General features: G+C 42.2%; 17 protein-coding genes. All 17 read left to right on the top strand.

Annotated features, from left to right (window positions below; translation table 11 throughout):
- Positions 1–10: 10 nt before the first annotated feature.
- Positions 11–310, top strand: coding sequence for a hypothetical protein (locus MUF05_06495; GenBank protein ID MCU0666724.1), 300 nt, complete (start codon positions 11–13; stop codon positions 308–310).
- Between the two features lie 81 nt (positions 311–391).
- Positions 392–2,248 carry a hydrogenase 4 subunit B gene (locus MUF05_06490; GenBank protein MCU0666723.1) on the top strand — a complete coding sequence of 619 codons (1,857 nt, stop codon included), beginning with the start codon at positions 392–394 and terminating at the stop codon, positions 2,246–2,248.
- Between the two features lie 3 nt (positions 2,249–2,251).
- Positions 2,252–3,172 carry an NADH-quinone oxidoreductase subunit H gene (locus MUF05_06485; GenBank protein ID MCU0666722.1) on the top strand — a complete coding sequence of 307 codons (921 nt, stop codon included), beginning with the start codon at positions 2,252–2,254 and terminating at the stop codon, positions 3,170–3,172.
- A gap of 2 nt (positions 3,173–3,174) precedes the next feature.
- Positions 3,175–3,810: a hypothetical protein gene (locus MUF05_06480; GenBank protein ID MCU0666721.1), complete on the top strand. Its 636-nt coding sequence runs from the start codon at positions 3,175–3,177 to the stop codon at positions 3,808–3,810.
- 5 nt (positions 3,811–3,815) lie between these two features.
- Positions 3,816–5,273 (top strand): hydrogenase 4 subunit F, encoded by a 1,458-nt coding sequence (locus MUF05_06475; protein MCU0666720.1) that lies wholly within the window; start codon positions 3,816–3,818, stop codon positions 5,271–5,273.
- A 1-nt stretch (position 5,274) separates the two neighbouring features.
- On the top strand, positions 5,275–6,840 hold the full coding sequence (locus MUF05_06470) for an NADH-quinone oxidoreductase subunit C (protein ID MCU0666719.1): 1,566 nt from the start codon (positions 5,275–5,277) through the stop codon (positions 6,838–6,840).
- Between the two features lie 5 nt (positions 6,841–6,845).
- A complete protein-coding gene (locus MUF05_06465) occupies positions 6,846–7,373 on the top strand; it encodes a hydrogenase (GenBank protein MCU0666718.1) in 528 nt (175 codons plus the stop codon).
- Positions 7,374–7,454: 81 nt separating this feature from the next.
- Positions 7,455–10,058 (top strand): DUF2339 domain-containing protein, encoded by a 2,604-nt coding sequence (locus MUF05_06460; GenBank protein MCU0666717.1) that lies wholly within the window; start codon positions 7,455–7,457, stop codon positions 10,056–10,058.
- Between the two features lie 292 nt (positions 10,059–10,350).
- Positions 10,351–10,551, top strand: coding sequence for a cold-shock protein (locus tag MUF05_06455; protein MCU0666716.1), 201 nt, complete (start codon positions 10,351–10,353; stop codon positions 10,549–10,551).
- A 99-nt stretch (positions 10,552–10,650) separates the two neighbouring features.
- Positions 10,651–11,718: a nitronate monooxygenase family protein gene (locus tag MUF05_06450; protein MCU0666715.1), complete on the top strand. Its 1,068-nt coding sequence runs from the start codon at positions 10,651–10,653 to the stop codon at positions 11,716–11,718.
- Positions 11,719–11,746: 28 nt separating this feature from the next.
- Positions 11,747–13,021: a DEAD/DEAH box helicase gene (locus MUF05_06445; GenBank protein ID MCU0666714.1), complete on the top strand. Its 1,275-nt coding sequence runs from the start codon at positions 11,747–11,749 to the stop codon at positions 13,019–13,021.
- 119 nt (positions 13,022–13,140) lie between these two features.
- Positions 13,141–14,643 (top strand): TolC family protein, encoded by a 1,503-nt coding sequence (locus tag MUF05_06440; GenBank protein ID MCU0666713.1) that lies wholly within the window; start codon positions 13,141–13,143, stop codon positions 14,641–14,643.
- A 4-nt stretch (positions 14,644–14,647) separates the two neighbouring features.
- Positions 14,648–15,604 carry an HlyD family secretion protein gene (locus MUF05_06435; protein MCU0666712.1) on the top strand — a complete coding sequence of 319 codons (957 nt, stop codon included), beginning with the start codon at positions 14,648–14,650 and terminating at the stop codon, positions 15,602–15,604.
- Positions 15,597–17,132 carry a DHA2 family efflux MFS transporter permease subunit gene (locus tag MUF05_06430; protein MCU0666711.1) on the top strand — a complete coding sequence of 512 codons (1,536 nt, stop codon included), beginning with the start codon at positions 15,597–15,599 and terminating at the stop codon, positions 17,130–17,132. The genes MUF05_06435 and MUF05_06430 overlap by 8 nt, the downstream gene beginning before the upstream one ends.
- A gap of 56 nt (positions 17,133–17,188) precedes the next feature.
- The gene (locus MUF05_06425; protein ID MCU0666710.1) at positions 17,189–18,475 is read left to right on the top strand and encodes a TolC family protein; all 1,287 of its coding nucleotides are present in this window, start codon (positions 17,189–17,191) and stop codon (positions 18,473–18,475) included.
- Positions 18,465–19,442, top strand: a complete 978-nt coding sequence (locus MUF05_06420) for an efflux RND transporter periplasmic adaptor subunit (GenBank protein MCU0666709.1) — start codon at positions 18,465–18,467, stop codon at positions 19,440–19,442. Before MUF05_06425 ends, MUF05_06420 begins: the two co-directional genes overlap by 11 nt.
- Complete coding sequence (locus MUF05_06415) at positions 19,439–21,409, top strand: ABC transporter permease (protein MCU0666708.1); 1,971 nt, start codon at positions 19,439–19,441, stop codon at positions 21,407–21,409. Before MUF05_06420 ends, MUF05_06415 begins: the two co-directional genes overlap by 4 nt.
- Positions 21,410–21,431: the final 22 nt, after the last annotated feature.

The following is a 21,431-nucleotide window of genomic DNA, read 5'->3' as shown; positions in this document are numbered from 1 at the left end:
GGGCGAAGAAATGTGCATGACACAAAGCGGAACATTTTTATTTCTTCATACGGTGGTGATTTTGGCGGTAAGTTTCTTTGTGCTTGTGGTTGCCCGAAAACAGGACGCGCAAGCAATGAAGGCATTCGGTTATACAATAGCGGTGCTTTTGTGGCTGTGCGCGGCAGGGGTATTTTTCAAAGTAGTAAAGACATTTTATCATTTTAACAAGGCTTCTATGGGGCAGATAGGGTGTTCAAAAACGGATGTGAATAGGCAAAACAATATGCCTATGCCAGAAAGCCCGATGAAACACAAGATGCCAAATTAGTTTAGGGATCCTACTTGACAAAATCTTCTCCGGCGGTATAATAAAGGCAACAAAATTAAATACTAATATAAGCGGGTGGTTATGGAATCCCCAAAGCCACCCGCTTATGCTTTTAATATCATGTGGCTATTAAATAACATTAGCTTCCATATAGATTTTCTTTCTGTACTATTTCTGTCCGTATTATCCATCGTATCGGTTCCAGCCTTAGTCTATTCTTATGGGTATTTAAAAGGACATTACGCGCCTATGCGGTTATTTGTGATAACTGTGTTGGCGCTTTTGTTTATTTTATCCATGGCCCTAGTTGTATGTGTCTCTAATCTGTTAGCTTTTCTTTTTGCTTGGGAATTAATGTCGTTAGTTTCATATTTTCTTGTAGTTTTTGACCACCAGCACCATCAGTCTGTTGACGCAGGGTTGGTTTATTTACTAATGACGCATGTGGGTACTGCATTCTTAGCAGCAGGTTTTATCATCATCTATGGTTACGCCGGGTCGTTTGATTTTACTGCAGTAAAAAATTGCATTCCCCTGATCCCTTTAGGCGTTAAAAATATACTTTTTCTATTCTTCCTGATTGGTTTTGGAACTAAAGCCGGGATTGTTCCGCTTCATATCTGGTTGCCCCTGGCACATCCCCAAGCCCCGTCGCATATTTCAAGTATTATGTCTGGAGTTATGATTAAAGTTGCGATCTATGGTTTCTTAAGAATAGCCTTAGGGATGTTAGGAGTGCCGCAAGTTTGGTGGGGAGTAAGTGTTTTATTTTTGGCAGGATTAACTTGTTTAGTAGGCGTCATGTACGCTCTTTTGGAGCGCGATATCAAGAAATTATTGGCCTATTCAAGCGTTGAGAATATAGGGATCATCCTTTTGGGTATCGGCGCAAGTATGGTCCTTATGTATAAACAGCAAAACGTCCTTGCAGTAATTGCCTGCGCCGCAGGGTTATTTCATTTATTAAATCACGCGGTATTTAAGGGGCTTCTTTTCTTAGGCGCGGGTAGTGTCTATAAAGCAACCGGAACGCGCGACTTGGAGAAAATGGGCGGCTTGATAAAACTTATGCCTTGGACTGCCGGATTTTTCTTGGTTGGCGCGCTTGCCATATCCGGGATTCCGCCTTTTAATGGTTTTGTCAGCGAATGGTTGATATTGCAGAGCCTTTTTGGCGCGGCAGTTTCTTTGACTGGAGCGTATAAAATATTTTTTGTGATGATGATGGCCTGCTTAGCGGTTACAGGCGGTTTGGCCGCAGCTTGTTTTGTAAGATGTTTTGGTATTGGGTTTCTAGCTATGCCACGCAGTGCGCGCGCCCAGCAAGCCGCGGAAATTAATTTGAGTATGAAAATTGGAATGGGGATATTGGCAGTTGGGATTTTGGTTTTGAGCCTGTTTGCGTCTTTTGTTTGGCAAATCCTAAATCAGGTAGCGCAAGGAATTATTGGTACAGCGTCTCAGCCTATTGTGGATACGCAAAATATTTTAGTTTCCGGAACATTATTGAATATGCCGCTAATTGGTGGCGTTTTTATTGGGGTTTTATTATTTGTGTATTTTTTAATCAGAATATTGGCTGGCCCTTCAAAGGTGACCCGCGCTTCAACCTGGGATTGCGGTTATTATAAGTTGACCGCGCGCAACGAATACACTGCCACAGCTTTTTCCAAGCCTTTTAGGATTGCCTTTAGTTTCTTTTTCTTGCCCCAGAGAAAAGTGGAGAAGTTAAGGGAATCATATTATCACGTGAAAAGTTTTAAATATGAAGTAGGCACTATCCCTGTATTTAAGGAATATTTTTATCTGCCTTTAGTAAGGGGGTTTTTCCTAGCGGCTAAGCGCATTAAATTGTTTCAGATGGGCAGCGTCCATTGGTATTTGGGGTATATCTTAGTTATGTTTATCGGGGTCATGGTCTTTATTTTAACAAGATAAAATATGGAAATTTTATTTTTCTTCCTGCAGATCATTATTCTTATCGTGATTTCGCCTTTTTTAAGCGGGATTATGCGAAAGCTAAAGAATTCGCTTCACATGCGTAAAGGAAGCCCTGTCTTACAGCCTTACTATAATATGTTTAAGTATTTTGCCAAAGAAGAGGTAATCCCCCAGCATGCTTCTGTTATTTTCCGCGCCTCTCCTTATATAGTCCTGGCGTCTGTTGTAACTGCGTTTTTGTTTGTGCCGGTGTTTCATTTTTCTTGCGGGATTTCGGCTATTGGAGGAGTGTTGGCGCTTTTCTTTTTTCTTTCCCTAGGGAGGTTTTTTCTTGTTTTAGCAGGCCTTGACACCGGTAGTTCTTTTGGTGGAATGGGTTCTTCCAGAGATATGTTTATATCTAGTTTAGCTGAACCAGTAGCGATTAGCGCGATAGCGGTAGTGGGGTTAAAATCCGGAAGCCTTAATTTACCGTCCGCGCTTAGTTTGGTAAATACTCCTGTATCGATATTAGTTGCTTCTGTTTCTTTATTGTTGGTGGTGATCGCGGAAACTTCGCGGATTCCGGTTGATAATCAAGAAACTCATCTTGAATTGACCATGATACATGAAGCGATGCTTCTTGAGTATTCGGGAAGGTCTCTTGCCATCTTAGAATTAAGCGCGCATATAAAACAGATGCTTTTCTTTTCTGTGCTAGCTAGTATTCTTTGGCCGTTTCCGGTTTCTTTACAGGATCCTTTGCAGGTTTATCTTGTTTCCGCTGTTTGGTTTATGGGTAAAATATTTTGCATTGGTTTTGCGATAAGCGTATTAGAGATCATGCTTGCCAAGATGCGCCTTTTTAGGGCGGTAGATTTCTTAGGCTTTAGTTTCTTGCTTTCTATTTTAGCGTTAGTCATGGCAAGGCTTGGAGTATAAAGATGATGTATGCGTTTTTATTGGGGATGATGATGTTTGCTTATTCTATGGTAATTACCCGCAGGGTAACTGCCTTAATAAGAAGTTTCCGCCTGCAATCATTGTTTTTGGCGCTTGTAACTTTTTCCTTTGCCTATAAAGCGGCGAATTTAGAGATTTATATTGTCTCGGTATTATTGGTCATGATAAAAGTGCTTGGCATTCCGTATTATTTAAGAAGGCTTATGGAAAAAATAAATATTGATGAGTCTTTGGGGTTATTTATGAATCCGCTTCTTTCTTTGGTGGCAGCGTTATTGTTTACATTCGTATCTTCTTTATTCGCGATAATAGTTTTGCGCAATCAGGACCCGCTTATCTGCATATCGCTTATTATTGCCATGGTCACTATGTTTATTGGATTCTTTATTATGGTCTTTAGAGCCAAGGCGATTACTCAGATCGTGGGGTTACTTACCATGGAGAATGGGATCTTTCTTCTGGCCGCGGCAATTACCGACGGTATGCCATTTTTCGTGGAGATCGCCATATTCTTTGACGTATTTGTTTGTGTTATTATTACCGGGATATTTTTATACCGGATAAATAGGCTTTTTACCCATATTGATGTTAATCGTTTAACGCAGCTTAGGGGTTAAGTAAGATGTTACTTGTTTGTTTAATAGCGTTTCCTTTCTTGGCAGCATGCTTTTCATTGGTTTTGCGTAATAAACGCTTGCTGGCGCTAATAAATGTTTTTTTATACGCGGCCATGTTGGCATTGGGCATGGGCCTTGCCTATACTATTTGTGTTAAGCAACCGGTTGTGGTGTTTGAAAGATTACTGCGCGCCGACGCGTTAAGCGTGTTTTTTGTTTTGTTGATCACCTGGGTTAGCCTTTGGGCGCTTGTTTACTCTAAAGGTTATCTTGAGCATACCGAAGAAGGAGAGTTAAGCGCCCGTAAGAAGTCTTTATATTATTTCTTCTTCCATATTTTTGTCTTTAGCATGCTTGTTGCCACTTTAGTAGATAATCTGGGGCATCTTTGGGTGGCCATTGAAATGACGACACTTGCCTCTACGTTTCTGGTAGGATTTTATAATAATAAAACTTCAGTGGAAGCAGCATGGAAGTATCTTATTATTTGTTCGGTGGGTATTACTATCGCTCTCTTAGGTACAGTATTATTGTATTACAATGTGGTGCTTCATGCCGGAATAAGAAGCTTGAATTGGTCTGATATAGTAAGCGTTGCCGCTCAGCTTGACCATAGATTATTAGTGGTTGCGTTTTTATTTGTCTTTGTGGGTTATGGCACTAAGGCAGGATTAGTTCCCATGCATACATGGCTTCCGGACGCGCATAGCCAAGCCATGACCCCTATTAGCGCGTTATTGTCAGGCGTTTTGCTAAAGACATCTATTTACGCTATCTTGCGCTTTGTGATCATCGTGGATAAATCATTAGAGGTAAATTTTGCTTTTACGGTGATGCTCTACGCGGGAATATTTTCCATAGCTGTGGCAAGCCTATTTATGCTGGCGCAAAAAGATATCAAGCGGCTTTTAGCCTATAGTAGTATAGAAAATGTCGGGATCATTGTTTTTGGCTTTGGGATAGGGACACCGCTTGCGATTCTGGGGGCTTTGTTTCACTGTTTTAACCATGCCTGCGCTAAGTCGCTTTTATTCTTTTCTGCCGGAAATATTGTTAAGAAATACAAGACGCATAATATGAACTTGATACAAGGGGTTCTTGAGGTGATGCCTTTTACAGGAGTAGTGGTTTTAATCGGAATGTTTGCTATCATTGGCATGCCGCCATTTGCGATTTTTGCTAGTAAAATCACCATATTAGTTGCTGCCTTAGCGCAAAAGTATTTTCTGTTGACCGCGCTATTTCTTTTATCCATGGCAATTGTATTCGCGGGGTTGTTGCTGCATTTGGGTAGAGTAGTTTTTGGTAATAAGCCAAAAACCATTGAACCTTCTCAAGATGCGCTAAGTGTAAAAATAGTTTTCATTATTTTATCTTTGTATCTTGTTTTATTCGGATTGGGTTTGTTGCCGCAGGCACAGGTGTTGCTTAATAAGGCAACAGACATCATAAGAGGGGTTTAATATGCAGGCAGAAAATATCATCCGGGATTTGCGCGCAAAAAACATTAACCCGATTGAGGTATTGTTTTTAAATAGCATGGAAATAGAGGTGCGCATAAACAAAGAGGATTTTAAGGCCGCCTGCCTTTTTATGCACACAAAGCTTTCTTCTTCGGTTATGGCGCTTTTTGCCGTTGACAAAAGGCAGGTAAACGGAAATTTTGAAATAAGATGCGTGTTCTTGGCTAAGGAAATTCCCCTGTGGGTTTCTATTGTTATTTCTGTTGCAGAGGGCTTTTTAAGTTTTGATTCTTTGGCTTGTGATATCTATTCTTCTGCGCTATTTGAGCGGCAAATAAAAGAGATGTTTGGGATTATCCCAGAAGGAAATCCCGATCAAAGATCGCTTGTTTTGCATGAAGAAGTTTGCCCCGAAGGAACATTGCCTTTGCGCAAAGATTTTACGCCTGTTCAAGCTGTTTCTAAAAAAGAATATCAATTTAATAAGGTTGAAGGCGATGGGATATTTGAAATTCCTGTTGGCCCGGTGCATGCCGGGATCATCGGCCCCGGGCACTTTCATTTTAGCGTTGCCGGAGAGCCGATTGTGAACTTAGAGCTTCGCCTTGGATTTACTCACCGGGGAGTAGAAAAACTTTTTGAAGGAAAAACTCTTGAGCAGGGATTAAAGTTGTCTGAATGTGTGGTTGGTGATTCGGTAATAGGCTATTCTTGGGCTTTCTGCCGCGCAGCTGAAGCGATCTTAGGGGTTAAAATCGCATCAGGCGTATTTAACACAAGAGCGATTTGTTTAGAATTGGAAAGAATTTATAATCACTTTACCGCTATAAGCGGCATTGCCCTAGATGTAGGTTTTAGCTTTCCCGCGCAATTTATATCTGTTCTTAAAGAAAGGGTATTGCGATTAAATAAAAAGCTTTCAGCGCATAGGTATCTTAAAGGAGTTTTATCTTTGGGTTTTGCGCGCAATATTTTTGACAAAGAGGCTGTCGCGTATATGCTTGATGAATTAAAGCTTATTAAGCGCGACATAAAAGAGGCGCAGGGTATACTCTACGGCAGTGTGTCTTTTATGGACAGGGTTGATGAAACCGGCATATTGCGCAAGAAAACCGCCGAGGACTTTGGAGTGGTTGGTTTAGCTGGCAGATCATCCGGGGTTTCTTTGGATCTAAGGCGCGTATTTCCTGAAGGTTATCTGCAGGCAGGTTTTCGCTTGGTTAAAAAAGATAGAGGTGATGTGCTATCGCGATTAATCGTGCGGCTTGACGAAATAGAGGAGTCTTTGCGCTTAATAGATGTTTTTGCTAAACAAACAGACGTTTTAGAAAGCCCTAAGATTAATTTTCCTGTTCAGGGCCATGCTCTTGGAGCTGTAGAAGGCGCTCGGGGGCCGGTTATCTATTGGCTGGAGGTTTCAGATGGTAAAATAGAACGCTGTAAAATTGTTGATCCTTCTTTTCAGAATTGGCAAGGGCTTTCAATTTCCGTATTAGGAAACATTGTCCCGGATTTCCCCGTGTGCAACAAAAGTTTTGACTTATCTTACGCGGGTAACGATTTATAAATCCTATGTTTGACATTATTAATAATAGTTTTAAAAAGGGGCTGCTTACAGAGAAGTTTATCCTTCCGCAGGATGAATCAAGCCGCCAGATTGATTCTGCAGGGGAACAGCTGAAGAAGATTATCCATAAACTTTATGGCAGGTCTTTGCATTTAAGAGAAGTGGATACCGGTTCCTGCGGGGCGTGTGAATCAGAGCTTATTGCCTTGAGCAATCCTATATATGATATTCAGCGTTTTGGCGTAGATTTTGTGGCTTCTCCCCGTCACGCGGATGCGCTTGTAGTAACTGGGCCTGTATCCAGAAATATGGCGCTTGCGCTTAAGAAAACATTTAATTCCATGCCTGAGCCAAAATTTGTCATAACTGTCGGAGATTGCGCGTTAAAAGGAGGGATCTTCCGCGATTCCTATTACGCCATAGGCGATATCCAATCTATCACGGGATCGGTAGTTCTTCATATTCCCGGTTGCCCTCCAGAGCCTATTATTATCCTGCACAATCTTATTTCATTCTTAAAGCAAAAATCTTAAAGAATACTTGCTATTTTATCCTTGTGTTTTAAAATAGGAGCATTAACTGTAATGTCGATCTTATAAAAAAGGAGCGGAATAATGTTTAATGGCTTCTTGATATGGATGGCGTGTTTTGCCGCAAGTGTTTATGTCGCTAAACTTAAGAACAGAAGCTGCCTGACATGGTTTTTCTTAGGGTTTTCCTTGGGGCCGGTGGCATTGTTAATAGTTTCAATTTTGCCTAAAGCGGGTAGTGATAATTCTAATGCGCAAACAATTAACCCGGGAACCTCTTTTAACCAGATCAAAGATGAGTTTAAAGCAATTCAGGATGATTTTAACGCTTTAAGCGATAGGATCAGGAATTTGGAAGTAAAAATATCTGTCTTAACCTTAGAAGAGAAAAAAGAAGTTCCATCCCCTAAAGAAATAAAGCCTGCTATTACTGCTATAGAAAAACCCGCCGCAGTTATTATAAAGAAAACTGACCTGGAGATGGACTTAGGGAAATTCTGGTTAAATAAAATAGGGATAATAGTTTTTTCTTTAGGGGTAGCGTTTTTATTGACTTATACAGTTGCCCGTTTTGGTTTCTTATTCGGCGCATTGGCCAAGGTATTGCTTGGGTATGCTATTGCGGCAGGCCTTTTAGTTATAGGTTTAAAGTTAGAGAAGAAAGATAAATTTGTTAATTATGGGCGAGTGCTTTTAGGCGGCGGTTGGGCGATCGCCTATTTTACCACTTATGCGATGTATCACTTTGAAGCGGCAAAAGTAATTAATAGCCAAGTTTTAGATCTATTACTTTTATCTGTTGTGGCTTTGGGGATTATCGCGCATTCGTTGCGTTATAAATCTGAAGGCTTAACCGCAATAGCGCTTTTTGTGGGGTATTTTACTTCAGTTTTGGCAGATGTGGGGTATTTTTCGCTTATAAACGCAAGCCTGCTTGCAGTTGTGGCATTAGTGGTAATATATAAAATGCAGTGGGTGCGTTTTATTTTCGTCAGCATTGCATTGACTTACCTTACGCATTTGGTTTGGGTAATAAAACAAATCTCATTCTCTTTTGTGCCCGCAGGAAATTTAAACGTAGAAAATATTTATTTTCATTTTGACGCAGGGTTTTTATGCGTATATCTGGTTCTTTTTACTGCCGCCGCGCATTTGATAAAGAATGACAAGCAGGCCCAAGTTTACCGGAAGCTTTCCGCAGCTAATTTTGCTAACTTCATATTCTTTTTTGCTATGGCGTATCCTAAGTTCTATTTCTTCTATCCCGATTATAAGTTTAGCGCGGTTTTAGGCATGGGGTTAGCGTATTTTGTTCTAGCCATGTTTATGGAATTACTAAAGAGGAAAGAGCTCTTTATTTCTGACATAATTATCGCGGTTTCTTTGATAACCCTGTCGGTGCCGTTAAAATTTGCTGCCTATCATAGCCTGGTTGTTTGGTTGATAGAATTGCCGTTTTTGCTATATGTGGGTTTTATCTTTAAGCGGGGCATCTACCGTTATCTGGCTGTGGGGTTATCAATAGTTTTATTCTTGCAATTTGTATTTTACGGGCCCTCAGGCGATTTGTCCCTGGCAGGTTTTAAGATAAGCTGGAAGGAATTTCTGTCCTTACTGGGGTTTATTTCAACCGCAGCCTGCTTTGGTTTGCACCGCTTCTTTAGAGAAAAAGACGGGTTGTCATATTTCGATCAGTTAGCCAAAAGGGCTTATTCAGGCTTTTCTGTGGTGTATTTGACTGCGTATGTGATTGAATTAATAAAGCCAATGTGGCTTACCTTTGGATTATCGGTGGAGTCGGTATTGATTTTTGCTGTCGGGGTTTTGTTATTGGATAAATATATCCGTTGGTATGCCTTGGTTGTTTTAGCCTGGGCGGGCTTAAGATTTTGTTTTTGGAATAATTATAGCAATATAAGCGAATTTCAGCAGTTATTTATTATCTATGGGCCAGCCTGCTGTTTCTTCGCAGAATATATTTTGTACAGGATATCCAATAGGAATGCCCTGGAAGGACAGAGGGAGATTTTGCTTCCTAAATTACTTTTCTTTGCTTCCTCGTCGTTATTGATTTTCGCGATTATTGTTTATGTCCAGCAGGTGTGGATTACCTTAAGCATTGCCATAGTTTCGCTTATGGCGTTAATTTGGGCTGTTAAGGCAGAAGACAGGCATATCCGCGTATATTCGCTTCTTGTTTTATTGCTGGCAGCAGTCAGATTTATTTTTATCGATAAGTACTATAATCTTAATCCGGTATTCCAATGGGCTCTTATATCGGTTAAGCTGGCCTGCGCCTGGGCGGCATATTTTATTTATCGCAATTTAAATAAGAAATCACTTATTGATGAAAATGAGAAGCCGCTTATCAGCGTTCTTTTTTATGCAAGTGCCGCTTTAATGCTTGTTGCTATTTTTCAGCATGTAAGAAGTATTTGGATTTCGCTTTCTTGGGGCTTAGCGGGAGTGGTTCTTTTTGCAATAGGGTTTTTGATAAAAGAGAAGATATTCCGCAAGGGCGGTTTTATTGTTTTTGGGTTTACCGTCGGACGGATAATATTCGTGGATTTAGCAGGGCTGCCGATTATTTATAAAATCATAAGCTTCATTGTTTTAGGCTTGTTATTTTTAGGGGTATCTTTTGTTTACACTAAGTATACAGCGGATAAATTAAACCTAAAAAAATAAGTTGACAATAAAAAGAAATATGCTATATTTGTTAACGTAGTAAATGAGGGGATTAGAAATCTTAAGCCGCAAGGGAAGAGGTGTTCTAACCTTGCGGTTTTTTGTTGCAGAAGGCAACACACCCGCGCCTGCCTGCCGGTAGGCAGGCAATTCTCCGCCAAAAAGGCGGATACTGGCCCAGCAATTTAGGCCAGGTAAGATAAGCGCGGGGTGTAGATAGAATGCAAGGCATTGTTTGCTCGGATTCCCAATGGATTATTGCTACAATTCTTAAGAAAAGGAGGAAACAAAGATGGCAAAGGGCAAAGTAAAGTGGTTCAGCAACCAAAAAGGTTATGGGTTTATTACCCCTGAAAATGGCAGTGATGTATTTGTGCATCATACCGCTATCCAAGGTGAAGGCTATAAATCCTTAGACGAAGGACAGGAAGTCGAGTTCGAGATCGAAAAAGGACCTAAAGGTGAGCAGGCTACGAAAGTAGTGAAATTATAAACCTAAAAAACAAAGGATAATAGCCCGGCATCGATGAACAAGAGGCCGGGCTATTTTTTTTGCAAGAGGCCACAGCAGATAAGAAAGAGGTATAAAAGAATGAGCGGCAAGTTAGAAAGTCTTATTATCGGAGATCTAAAAATTAAATTGCCGATTATTCAGGGCGGAATGGGAGTAAGGGTGTCCGCGTCATCTTTGGCTTCCGCGGTCTCTAACCAGGGTGCTTTGGGGGTTATTGCCGCCGTGGGTTTAGGCGAAGAAGATAACGACAACGGTTTAAATTATGCCCAGCGTTCCACGCAATCATTTATAGATACTATCCGTCAAGCTCGGAGTTTAACTTCAAATCCTATCGGGGTAAATGTCATGTGCGCGTTGACTAATTATGATAATTTGGTTTCTGCCGCGCAGGACGAAGGCATAGATGTGATTATTTCTGGAGCAGGGCTGCCTTTAGGGTTGCCGGCTTTAATCAAGAATAAAAGGACAAAACTTTTCCCTATTGTTTCTTCTGGAAGGGCAGCCAATATTATTTGTAGCACTTGGAAGAGGCGCTACGCGCGGCTTCCTGATGCTATTGTTGTTGAAGGCCCCTTGGCAGGCGGGCATTTAGGTTATAGCAGGGAAGAGCTGAAAGATCCAGAGCATTTTTCACTTGAGAATATACTCAAAGATGTTTTAGAAGTAGCCGGCAAATACACGCCGCGTATCCCGGTTGTTGCCGCAGGCGGCATCTATACCGGAGCGGATATCGCCAAAATGCTTAAAATCGGCGCCAGCGCTGTACAGATGGCTACGCGTTTTGTCTGTACCAATGAATGTGATGCTTCGCTAGAATATAAAAAGCTCTATCTTAGCTCTAAGAAAGAGGATATTGTGGTTATCAACAGCCCAGTAGGCATGCCGGGCAGGGTCATCCGCAATAAATTTGTAGAGCGCATAGAAAGCGGAGAAAAGATAGATTTTCAGTGTTTTTATAAATGTTTGATTACCTGTGACCCACGGAAAGTAAATTATTGCATTGCCAAGGCTTTAGTAAATGCCTATAGAGGAGATTTAGAGCATGGGTTTGCCATGTGCGGGACGAATGCCTATCGTATTGACAAGATTGTTTCGGTCAAAGAATTAATTGATCAGTTAGTCAGCCAAGCGCAGGAAGCCCTTTAATAGATCAAAGAAAGGTTGCAAAAATATTATGCCGCATAGACAAATAGCGCCATCCCAGCAGCAAGGTTTTTATGGTTTAGGTATTGCGCCTAAAATCCTTGATATCTTAGAGCGCCTTAAATTTAAGGTGCCTACTCCCATTCAGGAGAAAGTAATTCCTTTGGCTCTTGAAGGTAAAGATGTCATTGGTATTGCCCAGACAGGGACTGGTAAAACGCATTCATTCGCTGTGCCCATGTGCCAGCTGCTGGCGCAAAAAACCGATGCCATGGGTTTAGTGCTTGCTCCCACAAGAGAACTTGCCATGCAGATTAGCGAAAATTTCCATCCTTTGGCGCAGGCCTTTTCTATAAATACTGCCTGCCTTATCGGAGGGGCTCCTATGGACAGGCAAGTTCAGGCCTTGCGCAAGAATCCCCGGATTGTAATTGCTACTCCCGGCAGGTTGATTGACCACATGTCGCATTGGAATGTGGTATTGGATGATTTAAAAATGCTTGTTTTTGATGAAGCTGACCGCATGCTTGATATGGGTTTTGCTCCGCAGATAGAGAAAATCTTACGTTTTGTGCCCAAGGATAGGCAGACTATGCTTTTTTCCGCGACTATCCCTAAAGAAATTATGGCTTTGGCGGCTAAATACATGAAGCTTCCGGTTTCCGCGGAGGTCGCTCCTTCGGGGACTACCGCTGAAAACGTGACGCAAGAGCTTTTTATTGTAAGAAAAGAGGCAAAGAACCGCCTTTTAGGTAAAATCTTAGCGCAGTATCACGGCCCGGTGATTTTATTCTCCCGCACTAAACACAATGCCAGGAAGATCACAAATTCTATACGGGATATGGGTTATAGCGCGGCAGAGATCCATTCTAACCGTTCTTTAAGCCAGCGTAAAGACGCCCTTGATGGTTTCAAATCCGGCAGATTCAAGGTGTTGGTTGCTACTGATATCGCTTCGCGCGGGCTGGATGTAAAGGGGATTCAGCTTGTAATCAATTACGACCTGCCGGATGACGCGGAAAATTACGTGCACCGCATTGGGCGCACCGCCAGAGCCGGGCATAAGGGGCACGCTATTTCATTTGCCACCCCTGATCAGTCCCGTGATGTGCGCGATATTGAGAAGATTATCCGCTCCTCTTTGCCGATCGCCAAACATCCGGAAGTTCCGCAGGAAGAGTTTGACCAAGCCGTTTCCGGGGCAGCGCAAAAACAAAAGCATCAGCAAAAGCATCAACAAAAGAATTTCTTTCGCAATAAGCAACGCAGCACCAGTAACTACCGCCATTTCCGCAAGAAGTTCTAAGACTCGCCGTTAATTCCAAAGAATAATATAGGTATTTTTTACTTGACTATTTGCCGTTTATTATATTATAATAGTAGTATTATGGGAAAAGTAATATAAGAAAAGCAATATATTATTATATGATAAGCGCAAATATCAGGAAACTAAGGTCTAGAACAGGTATTTCACAGGACAGGCTTTCTAAGTTGTCGGATTTATCGCTTAATACTATTGTTAAAGTGGAGTCAGGGGCAAATCCTAATCCCACGATAAAAACATTGGTTAAAATCGCCAAAGTTTTTGATGTTAAAGTTGATGACCTGCTTAAAGCGGTTATTTTCGCAACATTTTGCGCCTGTTGGTTCGGTTCTGTTTGGGCTGGTCCTCAACAGCCCAAAGAGAAGGTTATTACTCTGTCAGAAGGCATAAAAATCGTCCTCTCGGATAACCGCTTAATAAAAATATCCCTTTTGGATAATGAGATCTCGTATGAAGATTCGCTTTTGAGCCGCTCGGTGCTTCTCCCGCAGGTAAGCCTTGATGCCTCGCGCTCATTCTTAAGATTTCAGCCGGCGTCAAGATTAAATTCCCAGATAGTCAATACTGCCCAAAAGGATTCATACTCTTACGGTTTTAATGTTTATCAGACTTTGTTTGATTTTGGGAAGAACCTCTCAAGTTATATGGCCTCGCGGGAGAAAACCAAGGCCCAGGAAGCCCGCACCGAAAGCGTCAAAAGAGTAGCGGTCTTGGAGTTTATTGCTTCATATTTTGACCTTTTAGAGGCGGAGAAAATGATCGCGGTATTTGAAGATGAAGTTAAAAGCCTGGTCTCTTACCTTAATGATATAGAGCATCTTTACCAGCAGGGGGTAGTGGTTGAAAACGATGTGCTTCCTGCCAAAGTGCGATTAGCTGACGTAAAGCAGAAACTGATTAGTTCGCGTAATTCCAGGCAGTTGGCCGTGGCAAGGCTGAATAATATTTTATCTTTTCCTTTAAGGCAGGCTATTATTGTACGGGATATTCCAGGCTATCCGGTTAGTTTCCCTGAAATGGACAGGGCTTGGGATATGGCAAAAACAAATAGGCCGGAAGTAATATTCTACAATCAGCAAATGCAGGCTTCAATATCAGCCGAAAGATCTAAGGCTGCGGGAAACCTGCCGGTTATTTTTGCTCAGGCCGGGTATGCATACCAACAAAACCAATATCAGGCGCATCAGGATAATTTCTCAACTGTGCTGGGGGCGAAGATGGACCTCTATGATGGCGGTTTGGCAAGAGCCCAACTTTTAAAAGAGCGTTTACACAGGCAGCAACTGGGCCAGCAAAAGGAAAAACTGCTTGAAGATATCCGCTTTGAGATCGAAGAAAGTTATTATGGCCTTGAGAATGCCAGAGAGACAATGTTAGTTGCCAAAGACGCGCTGGCACAGGCAGAAGAGAATGTGCGTTTTTACCGCGCGAAATATGAAGCCGGAAGCGCTAATCCCACGGAGGTGCTTGAGGCAATAACTCAGGAAACTACCGCTCAGGCAAATTATTATAATAGTGATTACCAGCTTAAACGGGGATACGCGAAATATCTGTATTCCATGGGGATAGATTTATCATTAGTTTACGAGAGAATGGAGAAATAATAAAATGAGCATACAAAATACGAAGAAGGGGAAAATTATTATTTTATTGATCGTGCTGGCGTTATTAGGCGCTGTAAGTTTGGCGTTTTATTTAATATCAAACCTTAATTTTGTTGATACAGATGATTCTTATATTGCCGGCAGGGTCCATAGCATAGCCTCTAAAGTTCCCGGAACGGTAGCTTTCGTATATGCAAATGATAACCAGGCCGTTAAGAAAGATCAGGCGCTTTTGGATATTGACCCTGTAGATTATAAGCTGCAGGTAAACTCTGCCATGGCAGCCTTTGAAGCTGAAGCGGCAAGATTAAGCGATTCCCTTTCGCGCATAAGGTCCGCCCGGATATCTCTTCTGCAGGCGGCAAAAGATAAGCAAAGAGCGGACAGCCTTTTTAAGGAAAAAGTTTTACCTAAAGAAAAATATGAAAAATCCGTTACCGCATATAAATTGGCCATAGAGCAGTTTAAGGCCGCACAAGATAATAAGCTTCTTGAAGAGGCGCTTGTGAAACAGAAACAGACAGCTTTTAAAACAGCGCAGGTGAATTTAGGGTATACTAAAATATACTCTCCCAGCCAAGGATATATTGCCAATAAAGCCGTTGAAACCGGCAATCAGATACAGGCAGGCCAGCCTTTGATGGCGGTGGTTGCGCTTGATGATATATGGGTGGTTGCCAATTACAAAGAAACCCAGCTTAAAAATGTTAAGCCAGGGCAGAAGGTAAAAATAAAAGTGGATACTTATCCGGGAAAAGTTTTTACCGGAAAAGTGGATAGTATTATGCCCGGGACAGGGGCTGCATTTTCGCTTTTTCCTCCGGAGAACGCGTTAGGCAATTATGTTAAAGTCGTGCAGAGAATACCAGTAAAGATAGTTTTTGATAAAACATCCGACGCCGGACATATATTGCGCATAGGCATGTCCTGTACATCGAGTATTATCGCCAAAGATGAATAAAGTAAACAAATGGATCATTGCCTTAACAGTCATATTCCCCACTCTTATTGAGGTAATAGATACTTCGGTAGTTAATGTGTCGCTTGATCATATCCGCGGCAGTTTATCCGCAGGGGTAGATGAAGCTACCTGGGCGATTACCGCGTATCTTGTAGCTAACGCCATAGTTATCCCTCTTACCGGTTGGCTAAGCCGTGTTTTTGGCAGGAGGAATTATGTTTTGTTTTCAATAACATTGTTTACCGTAAGTTCTTTTATGTGTGGAAGCGCTAAAAGCTTGTCTATGCTTATTTTCTTCAGGGTCCTGCAGGGAATAGGAGGCGGGGGCTTGCAGCCTATTTCGCAGGCGATACTGTTTGAAACATTTCCTCCGGCGCAATACGGTATGGCAATGGCTATATTTGGCGTGGGGGTTTTATTCGGGCCGATCATCGGCCCGCTTTTAGGCGGATGGATCACGGATAATTGGTCATGGAATTGGATTTTCTACATAAATATTCCGATAGGAGTACTTTCTATAATAATGGTGTCTATCTTTATAAAAGACCCTCCGTATTTAACCAGGATAAAAGAAAAGATCGATTATTGGGGCCTGGCGTTTATTGTTTTAGCGGTAGGAAGCCTTCAGGTTATATTGGATAAGGGGCAGCGTGAAGATTGGTTTGCCTCTGCTTTTATAACCCGCTTATCGGTAGTAAGTGTAATTTCGTTTATTTTATTCATTATCATTGAGCTGCGGGTTAAATCGCCAGTGTTAAATATCCGGCAGTTAAAAAATATCTCTTTCGCCAGCGCCAATGCTATTCAATTTGTCGCTTTTTTCGGGCTTTTCGGAAGTATTGTTATTTTGCCGCTTTTTGTCCAACAGCTATTAGGGTATAACGCGTTTCTTGCCGGGTTTGTTATCGCCCCTGGCGGCCTGGCGACTCTTTTGATGATGCCTATGGTTGGCAGGTTGGTAACTAGGATAAACCCGAAATTTATCCTTTTTACGGGGGTTATTGTTTTATCGTATTCCATGGTTGTTATGTCAAACTTTAATCTTTATGTTGATTATAATATTATACTTTGGTCAAGGATTGTCATGGGCGTAGGCATGGGCATGATCTTTATCCCGTTGACGACCATGGCTTTTACCACTATAAATAAAGAAGAGATGGGTAACGCTACAAGCATTTTTAATCTCTTGAGGAATATTGCGGGAAGTTTCGGGATTGCCTTTATGACCACAATCCTTGCCCGCAGGTCACAGTTTCATCAGTTTATTCTTTCTGAGAAACTGAATGTGTTTGACCAGCGTTACCAGATAGCCTTGGATAAGGCGGGTTCGATTTTAGCGCAGAACGGCGCGTATTCTTCTCACGCGGCAAATGGATTAATCCATCAGCAGTTGCTGCGGCAGGCCAACTTGTTTTCTTTTAATGACGCTTTTTATGTAGGGGCGATAGCCATGCTTTGTGTTTTACCATTGGTTTTTCTTTTGAAACGTCCGGTCCATTCTGAGAATTTATCTGTACCATTGCATTAGAGGAAGGCGCATATAACTTTATTCAACAAGCGCGGTTAATCTTAAAGAATGAAGCCATGAGCTTAAGAATATATTTTTGTTTGATTATATTGTTTAGTATTTTTATTCCCAGTCTTTTTGCCCAAGATTCGCTTAGCTGGCAGGATTGTATCCGCGAGGCCAAAAAGAATAACCCGGAATTAATTTACGCTTTTGAAGGCGTGAATCAGAAAGAAGCTGCTAAGGGCATCTCCGCAAGCGGACTTTATCCCCAAGTTGACGCAAGCTTTAATGCTTCTACCGCAAGGACTAAGACTACAAATAGCTCTGGTTTAACTACTAAAGCCACCAAAGATTCATATTCCTACGGCTTAAGCGCCACGCAGTTAGTTTTTGATGGTTTTAAAACTGTTGATAACCTGAAGGAAGCCGCGGAAAATATTAAATCTGCCAGGGAAAATTACCGTTTTGCTTCTTCAAGCGTCAGGCTAGGTTTACGTAGCGGCTTTGTGGGCTTATTAAAAGCGCAAGAATTAGTCACGGTAATAGAAGAAATCCTGAAGATAAGAAGGGATAACCTGGAATTAATTACCTTGCGTTATTATTCTGGCTTGGAACATAGGGGCGCGTTATTGACTGCCGAGGCTAACCTTATGCAGGCGCAGGCGGATTTAGCAAGCGCTAAAAGGGATATGCAATTCGCGCAAATAAATCTAAGCCGGCAGATGGGCAGAGCTGAATTTAAACCGTTTAAAGTAACAGGGGATTTTTCTGTTACAGAAAATACCGATACGCCGCCTGATTTTCAGGGCATCCTTAAAAAACATCCTTCGGTGTTAGAGGCGCAAAGCCAGGTAAACGCGGCATCGTTTAATTTAAGGTCTACTTATTCGCAATTTTATCCGCAGGTTTCCGCAACCGCGGGCGCTAATCGTTCAGGCGAGCATCTACCGGCAAAGGATAAGGTCTGGGAGTTGGGCCTGGGAATAGATTTGCCTATTTTTGAAGGTGGCCTAAGGTCTGCGCAAGTTGCTCAAGCTAAGGCATTATACAACCAGGCGCAGGCAAATCAAAGAAGCGTTAGCGACCAGGCTTTTGTGAATTTGCAACAGGCATGGGTTAATTTATTGGATGCTTTGGATACGGTAAATGTTAAGCTGAAATTGTTAAACGCTTCTTTAGAGCGTTCAAAAATCGCCGAGGCGCAATATTCCACAGGTTTTATTGGTTTTAACGATTGGATCATTATCCAGAATGATTTGGTAAGCGCCAAGAAATCTTATTTACAGGCGCAGGCAGATGCTTTATCCAGTCAGGCCAGTTGGGTAAACGCGAAAGGAGAAACATTAGAATATGCGCAATAAAACAAAATTAATATCCGGTATTCTTATTCTGGCGGCAGTACTTGCGGTATATCTATTTAAGGTAAGCCGCGGCGATAAACAGCAGGAAGCGGGCAAAGAAATCCGGCCTTTTATCGGGGATATCCAGAATACTGTGTCTACTACAGGCACAGTGCTTCCCAGAAACAGGTTAGAAGTAAAACCTCCGGTAAACGGCAGGGTAGAGCAGATTTTAGTTAAGGAGGGAGAGCAGGTAAAGACAGGGCAAACCTTGGGCTGGATGAGCTCAACCGAGAGGGCCGCGCTTTTGGATGTGGCGCGCGGGCAGGGCGAAGAAAAATTAAAATATTGGCAGGAAGTTTATAAGGCAATCCCGCTTGTCTCGCCTATTGACGGGGAAGTAATCGTGCAGACCACCCAGCCCGGGCAGACTGTGACTACAAGTGACGCGGTTGTGGTTTTATCCGACCAGTTGATCGTGCGCGCGCAAGCCGATGAAACCGACATCGGTAAGCTTAAATTGGGGCAGAAGGCAGTCATCACATTGGACGCCTATCCGGATATCAAGGTGAAGGCTTTTGTTAACCACATATATTATGAATCCACCACAGAAAACAACGTTACAATCTATAAGGTTGATTTGGTGCCTGAAAATATCCCTGATTCTTTTCGTTCCGGAATGAACGCTTCTATTGATTTTATTATCGCGCAAAAAGATAATGCCTTGATTATTGAGCAGGACGCGGTGTTTAAGAAAGGCGATAAAGCCTATGTTTTTGTTAAAACCGCCGATTCCCAGCCGGAGAAAAGGGAAATCAAACTGGGCTTATCAGATGATAAGAACTATGAAGTTGTTTCCGGAATATCCGCCGCAGACACGGTTTTGGTTCAATCTGTGAAATATTCCCTTCCCAAAGATAATTCAGGGACCAATCCTTTTATGCCGTTTCGAAATAGGCAGAACAGGGCTACTCAAAGCGCGAAATGATAGAATTAAAGAATATTTATAAAACTTATCAGATGGGCAAGATAAAGGTAAAAGCCCTGGACGGCGTCTCTCTTGAGATTGCCGAGGGGGAATTCGTGGCGATTATGGGCGCTTCGGGTTCGGGAAAATCTACCCTTATGCATATTCTGGGGCTTTTAGACAGCCCGGATTCAGGCTCTTATCTTTTAGAGGGCCAGGAATTAAGCGGCTTGCCGCAAGAAAGGCAGGCTAAGATCAGGAATAAGCTGGTGGGTTTTATTTTTCAGCAGTTTCATCTTTTGGCGCGCATGAGCGCTTTGGAGAACGCAGAATTGCCGTTAGTGTATTGCGGGAAAAGGCACATAAAAGAACTGGCGCAAAAGGAGATTGAGGCCGTTGGCTTAAAAGAAAGGATGTTCCATAAGCCAAATGAGCTTTCCGGAGGCCAGCAGCAGCGAGTAGCTATAGCAAGGGCATTGGTCAATCAACCGTTGATAATATTAGCGGATGAACCAACAGGAAATCTTGATTCTAAAAGTAAAGCCGAAATCCTGGATATTTTAAAGAATTTAAACCAGAAAGGTAAAACCGTTGTTATTGTTACTCACGAGAATGAAGTAGCTTCCTGTGCCAAGCGCATTATTACTATGCGTGATGGAAAGGTCATTTCCGATAAAAATATTTCTAATCAATCCAATAAAGCCATAGGGTATTCAAGCGGGCTGGTTAAAGAAGCCCTTTTAGAACATAAGGTTTCTTCTGTAAAGGGCATGGAGTTTTTGGATTATCTGCGCCAGGCAATTTTTGCTATGCTTTCGCATAAGATGCGCGCGTTCTTGTCTATCTTAGGCATTCTTATCGGGGTAGCCGCGGTTATCGCCATGCTTGCCGTGGGCCAAGGCGCTAAAGAATCCATAGAAAAACAGTTATCGTCTTTAGGGTCTAATCTTCTTATGATCAGGCCAGCAGCGCAAAGGATGATGGGAGTCTCATTAGAATCCGGGACAGTGACGCGTTTTACGCTTGAAGATGTAAAGGATATTAAGGGTTTAACCGATTATGTTAAAAGCGCCAGCCCCTCGGTAACATCCCGGGCGCAAATAGTCTATACGAATCAGAATTGGAATACGCAGGTTGAGGGCGTGGATGTGGATTACGCGCAATTGCGCGCTGCTGTGCCGGAAATTGGAAGGTTTTTTAACCCGGAGGAAGTCCGTTCCCGAAGTAAAGTTGTCTTGCTGGGAGCAACTGTAGTAAGGGAACTTTTTGGCGAGACTAACCCGATAGGCGAAACAATAAAAATAAACCTGATAAATTTCAAGGTAATCGGCATACTTCCGGTCAAGGGCTCAAGCGGCCCGCGCGATCAGGATGACACGGTGATTATTCCTATAACTACCGCAATGTACAGGGTCATGGGAAAAGAGTATGTTGATTCTATATATGTTCAGGCAAAAGACGCTAATCTTATTGATCAGGCGCAAGAAGCCATAAGCAAGCTTATCATAAAACAGCATCGCTTAATAACTAAAACCCAGGAAGATTCATTTCAAATTAGGAATATGGCTGATATTAAGAATGCCTTGACTGCTACTACACAAACTATGTCGCTACTTTTAGGTTCAATTGCTGCAATCTCGCTTTTGGTGGGAGGCATTGGCATAATGAATATAATGCTTGTTTCAGTGACCGAGCGCACTCGGGAGATAGGGCTGCGTAAGGCTATTGGAGCTAATAATAAAGATATTATGACCCAGTTTTTGATCGAGGCGGTTTTGATGTCTTTTATTGGGGGCTTGGCAGGGGTATTATTGGGAAGCGGTATTTCTGTGTTGATAACAATGTTTGCCGGATGGGCAGTAAAAGTATCTTTATTTTCAATTATTCTCTCCACGGTTTTTTCTCTTGCTGTAGGCATAGTTTTTGGCCTATGGCCAGCACGCCAGGCGTCACAGCTTAATCCTATCGAAGCGCTGCGTTACGAATAAAATTTAAAGGCCTTGACAATCT

The organism is Candidatus Omnitrophota bacterium (assembly GCA_025453395.1).
GTDB lineage: Bacteria > Omnitrophota > Gorgyraeia > Gygaellales > Profunditerraquicolaceae > JAlOQK01.
This window is presented reverse-complemented; position numbering and strand designations above follow the sequence as displayed.

Coding starts and splice junctions, on each gene's coding strand:
- MUF05_06480 (MCU0666721.1), top strand. CDS start 3,175: ATGATGTATGCGTTTTTATTGGGGATGATGATGTTTGCTTATTCTATG.
- MUF05_06440 (MCU0666713.1), top strand. CDS start 13,141: ATGATAAGCGCAAATATCAGGAAACTAAGGTCTAGAACAGGTATTTCA.
- MUF05_06485 (MCU0666722.1), top strand. CDS start 2,252: ATGGAAATTTTATTTTTCTTCCTGCAGATCATTATTCTTATCGTGATT.
- MUF05_06420 (MCU0666709.1), top strand. CDS start 18,465: ATGCGCAATAAAACAAAATTAATATCCGGTATTCTTATTCTGGCGGCA.
- MUF05_06435 (MCU0666712.1), top strand. CDS start 14,648: ATGAGCATACAAAATACGAAGAAGGGGAAAATTATTATTTTATTGATC.
- MUF05_06495 (MCU0666724.1), top strand. CDS start 11: ATGTGCATGACACAAAGCGGAACATTTTTATTTCTTCATACGGTGGTG.
- MUF05_06470 (MCU0666719.1), top strand. CDS start 5,275: ATGCAGGCAGAAAATATCATCCGGGATTTGCGCGCAAAAAACATTAAC.
- MUF05_06450 (MCU0666715.1), top strand. CDS start 10,651: ATGAGCGGCAAGTTAGAAAGTCTTATTATCGGAGATCTAAAAATTAAA.
- MUF05_06445 (MCU0666714.1), top strand. CDS start 11,747: ATGCCGCATAGACAAATAGCGCCATCCCAGCAGCAAGGTTTTTATGGT.
- MUF05_06460 (MCU0666717.1), top strand. CDS start 7,455: ATGTTTAATGGCTTCTTGATATGGATGGCGTGTTTTGCCGCAAGTGTT.
- MUF05_06490 (MCU0666723.1), top strand. CDS start 392: ATGGAATCCCCAAAGCCACCCGCTTATGCTTTTAATATCATGTGGCTA.
- MUF05_06475 (MCU0666720.1), top strand. CDS start 3,816: ATGTTACTTGTTTGTTTAATAGCGTTTCCTTTCTTGGCAGCATGCTTT.
- MUF05_06415 (MCU0666708.1), top strand. CDS start 19,439: ATGATAGAATTAAAGAATATTTATAAAACTTATCAGATGGGCAAGATA.
- MUF05_06425 (MCU0666710.1), top strand. CDS start 17,189: ATGAGCTTAAGAATATATTTTTGTTTGATTATATTGTTTAGTATTTTT.
- MUF05_06465 (MCU0666718.1), top strand. CDS start 6,846: ATGTTTGACATTATTAATAATAGTTTTAAAAAGGGGCTGCTTACAGAG.
- MUF05_06430 (MCU0666711.1), top strand. CDS start 15,597: ATGAATAAAGTAAACAAATGGATCATTGCCTTAACAGTCATATTCCCC.
- MUF05_06455 (MCU0666716.1), top strand. CDS start 10,351: ATGGCAAAGGGCAAAGTAAAGTGGTTCAGCAACCAAAAAGGTTATGGG.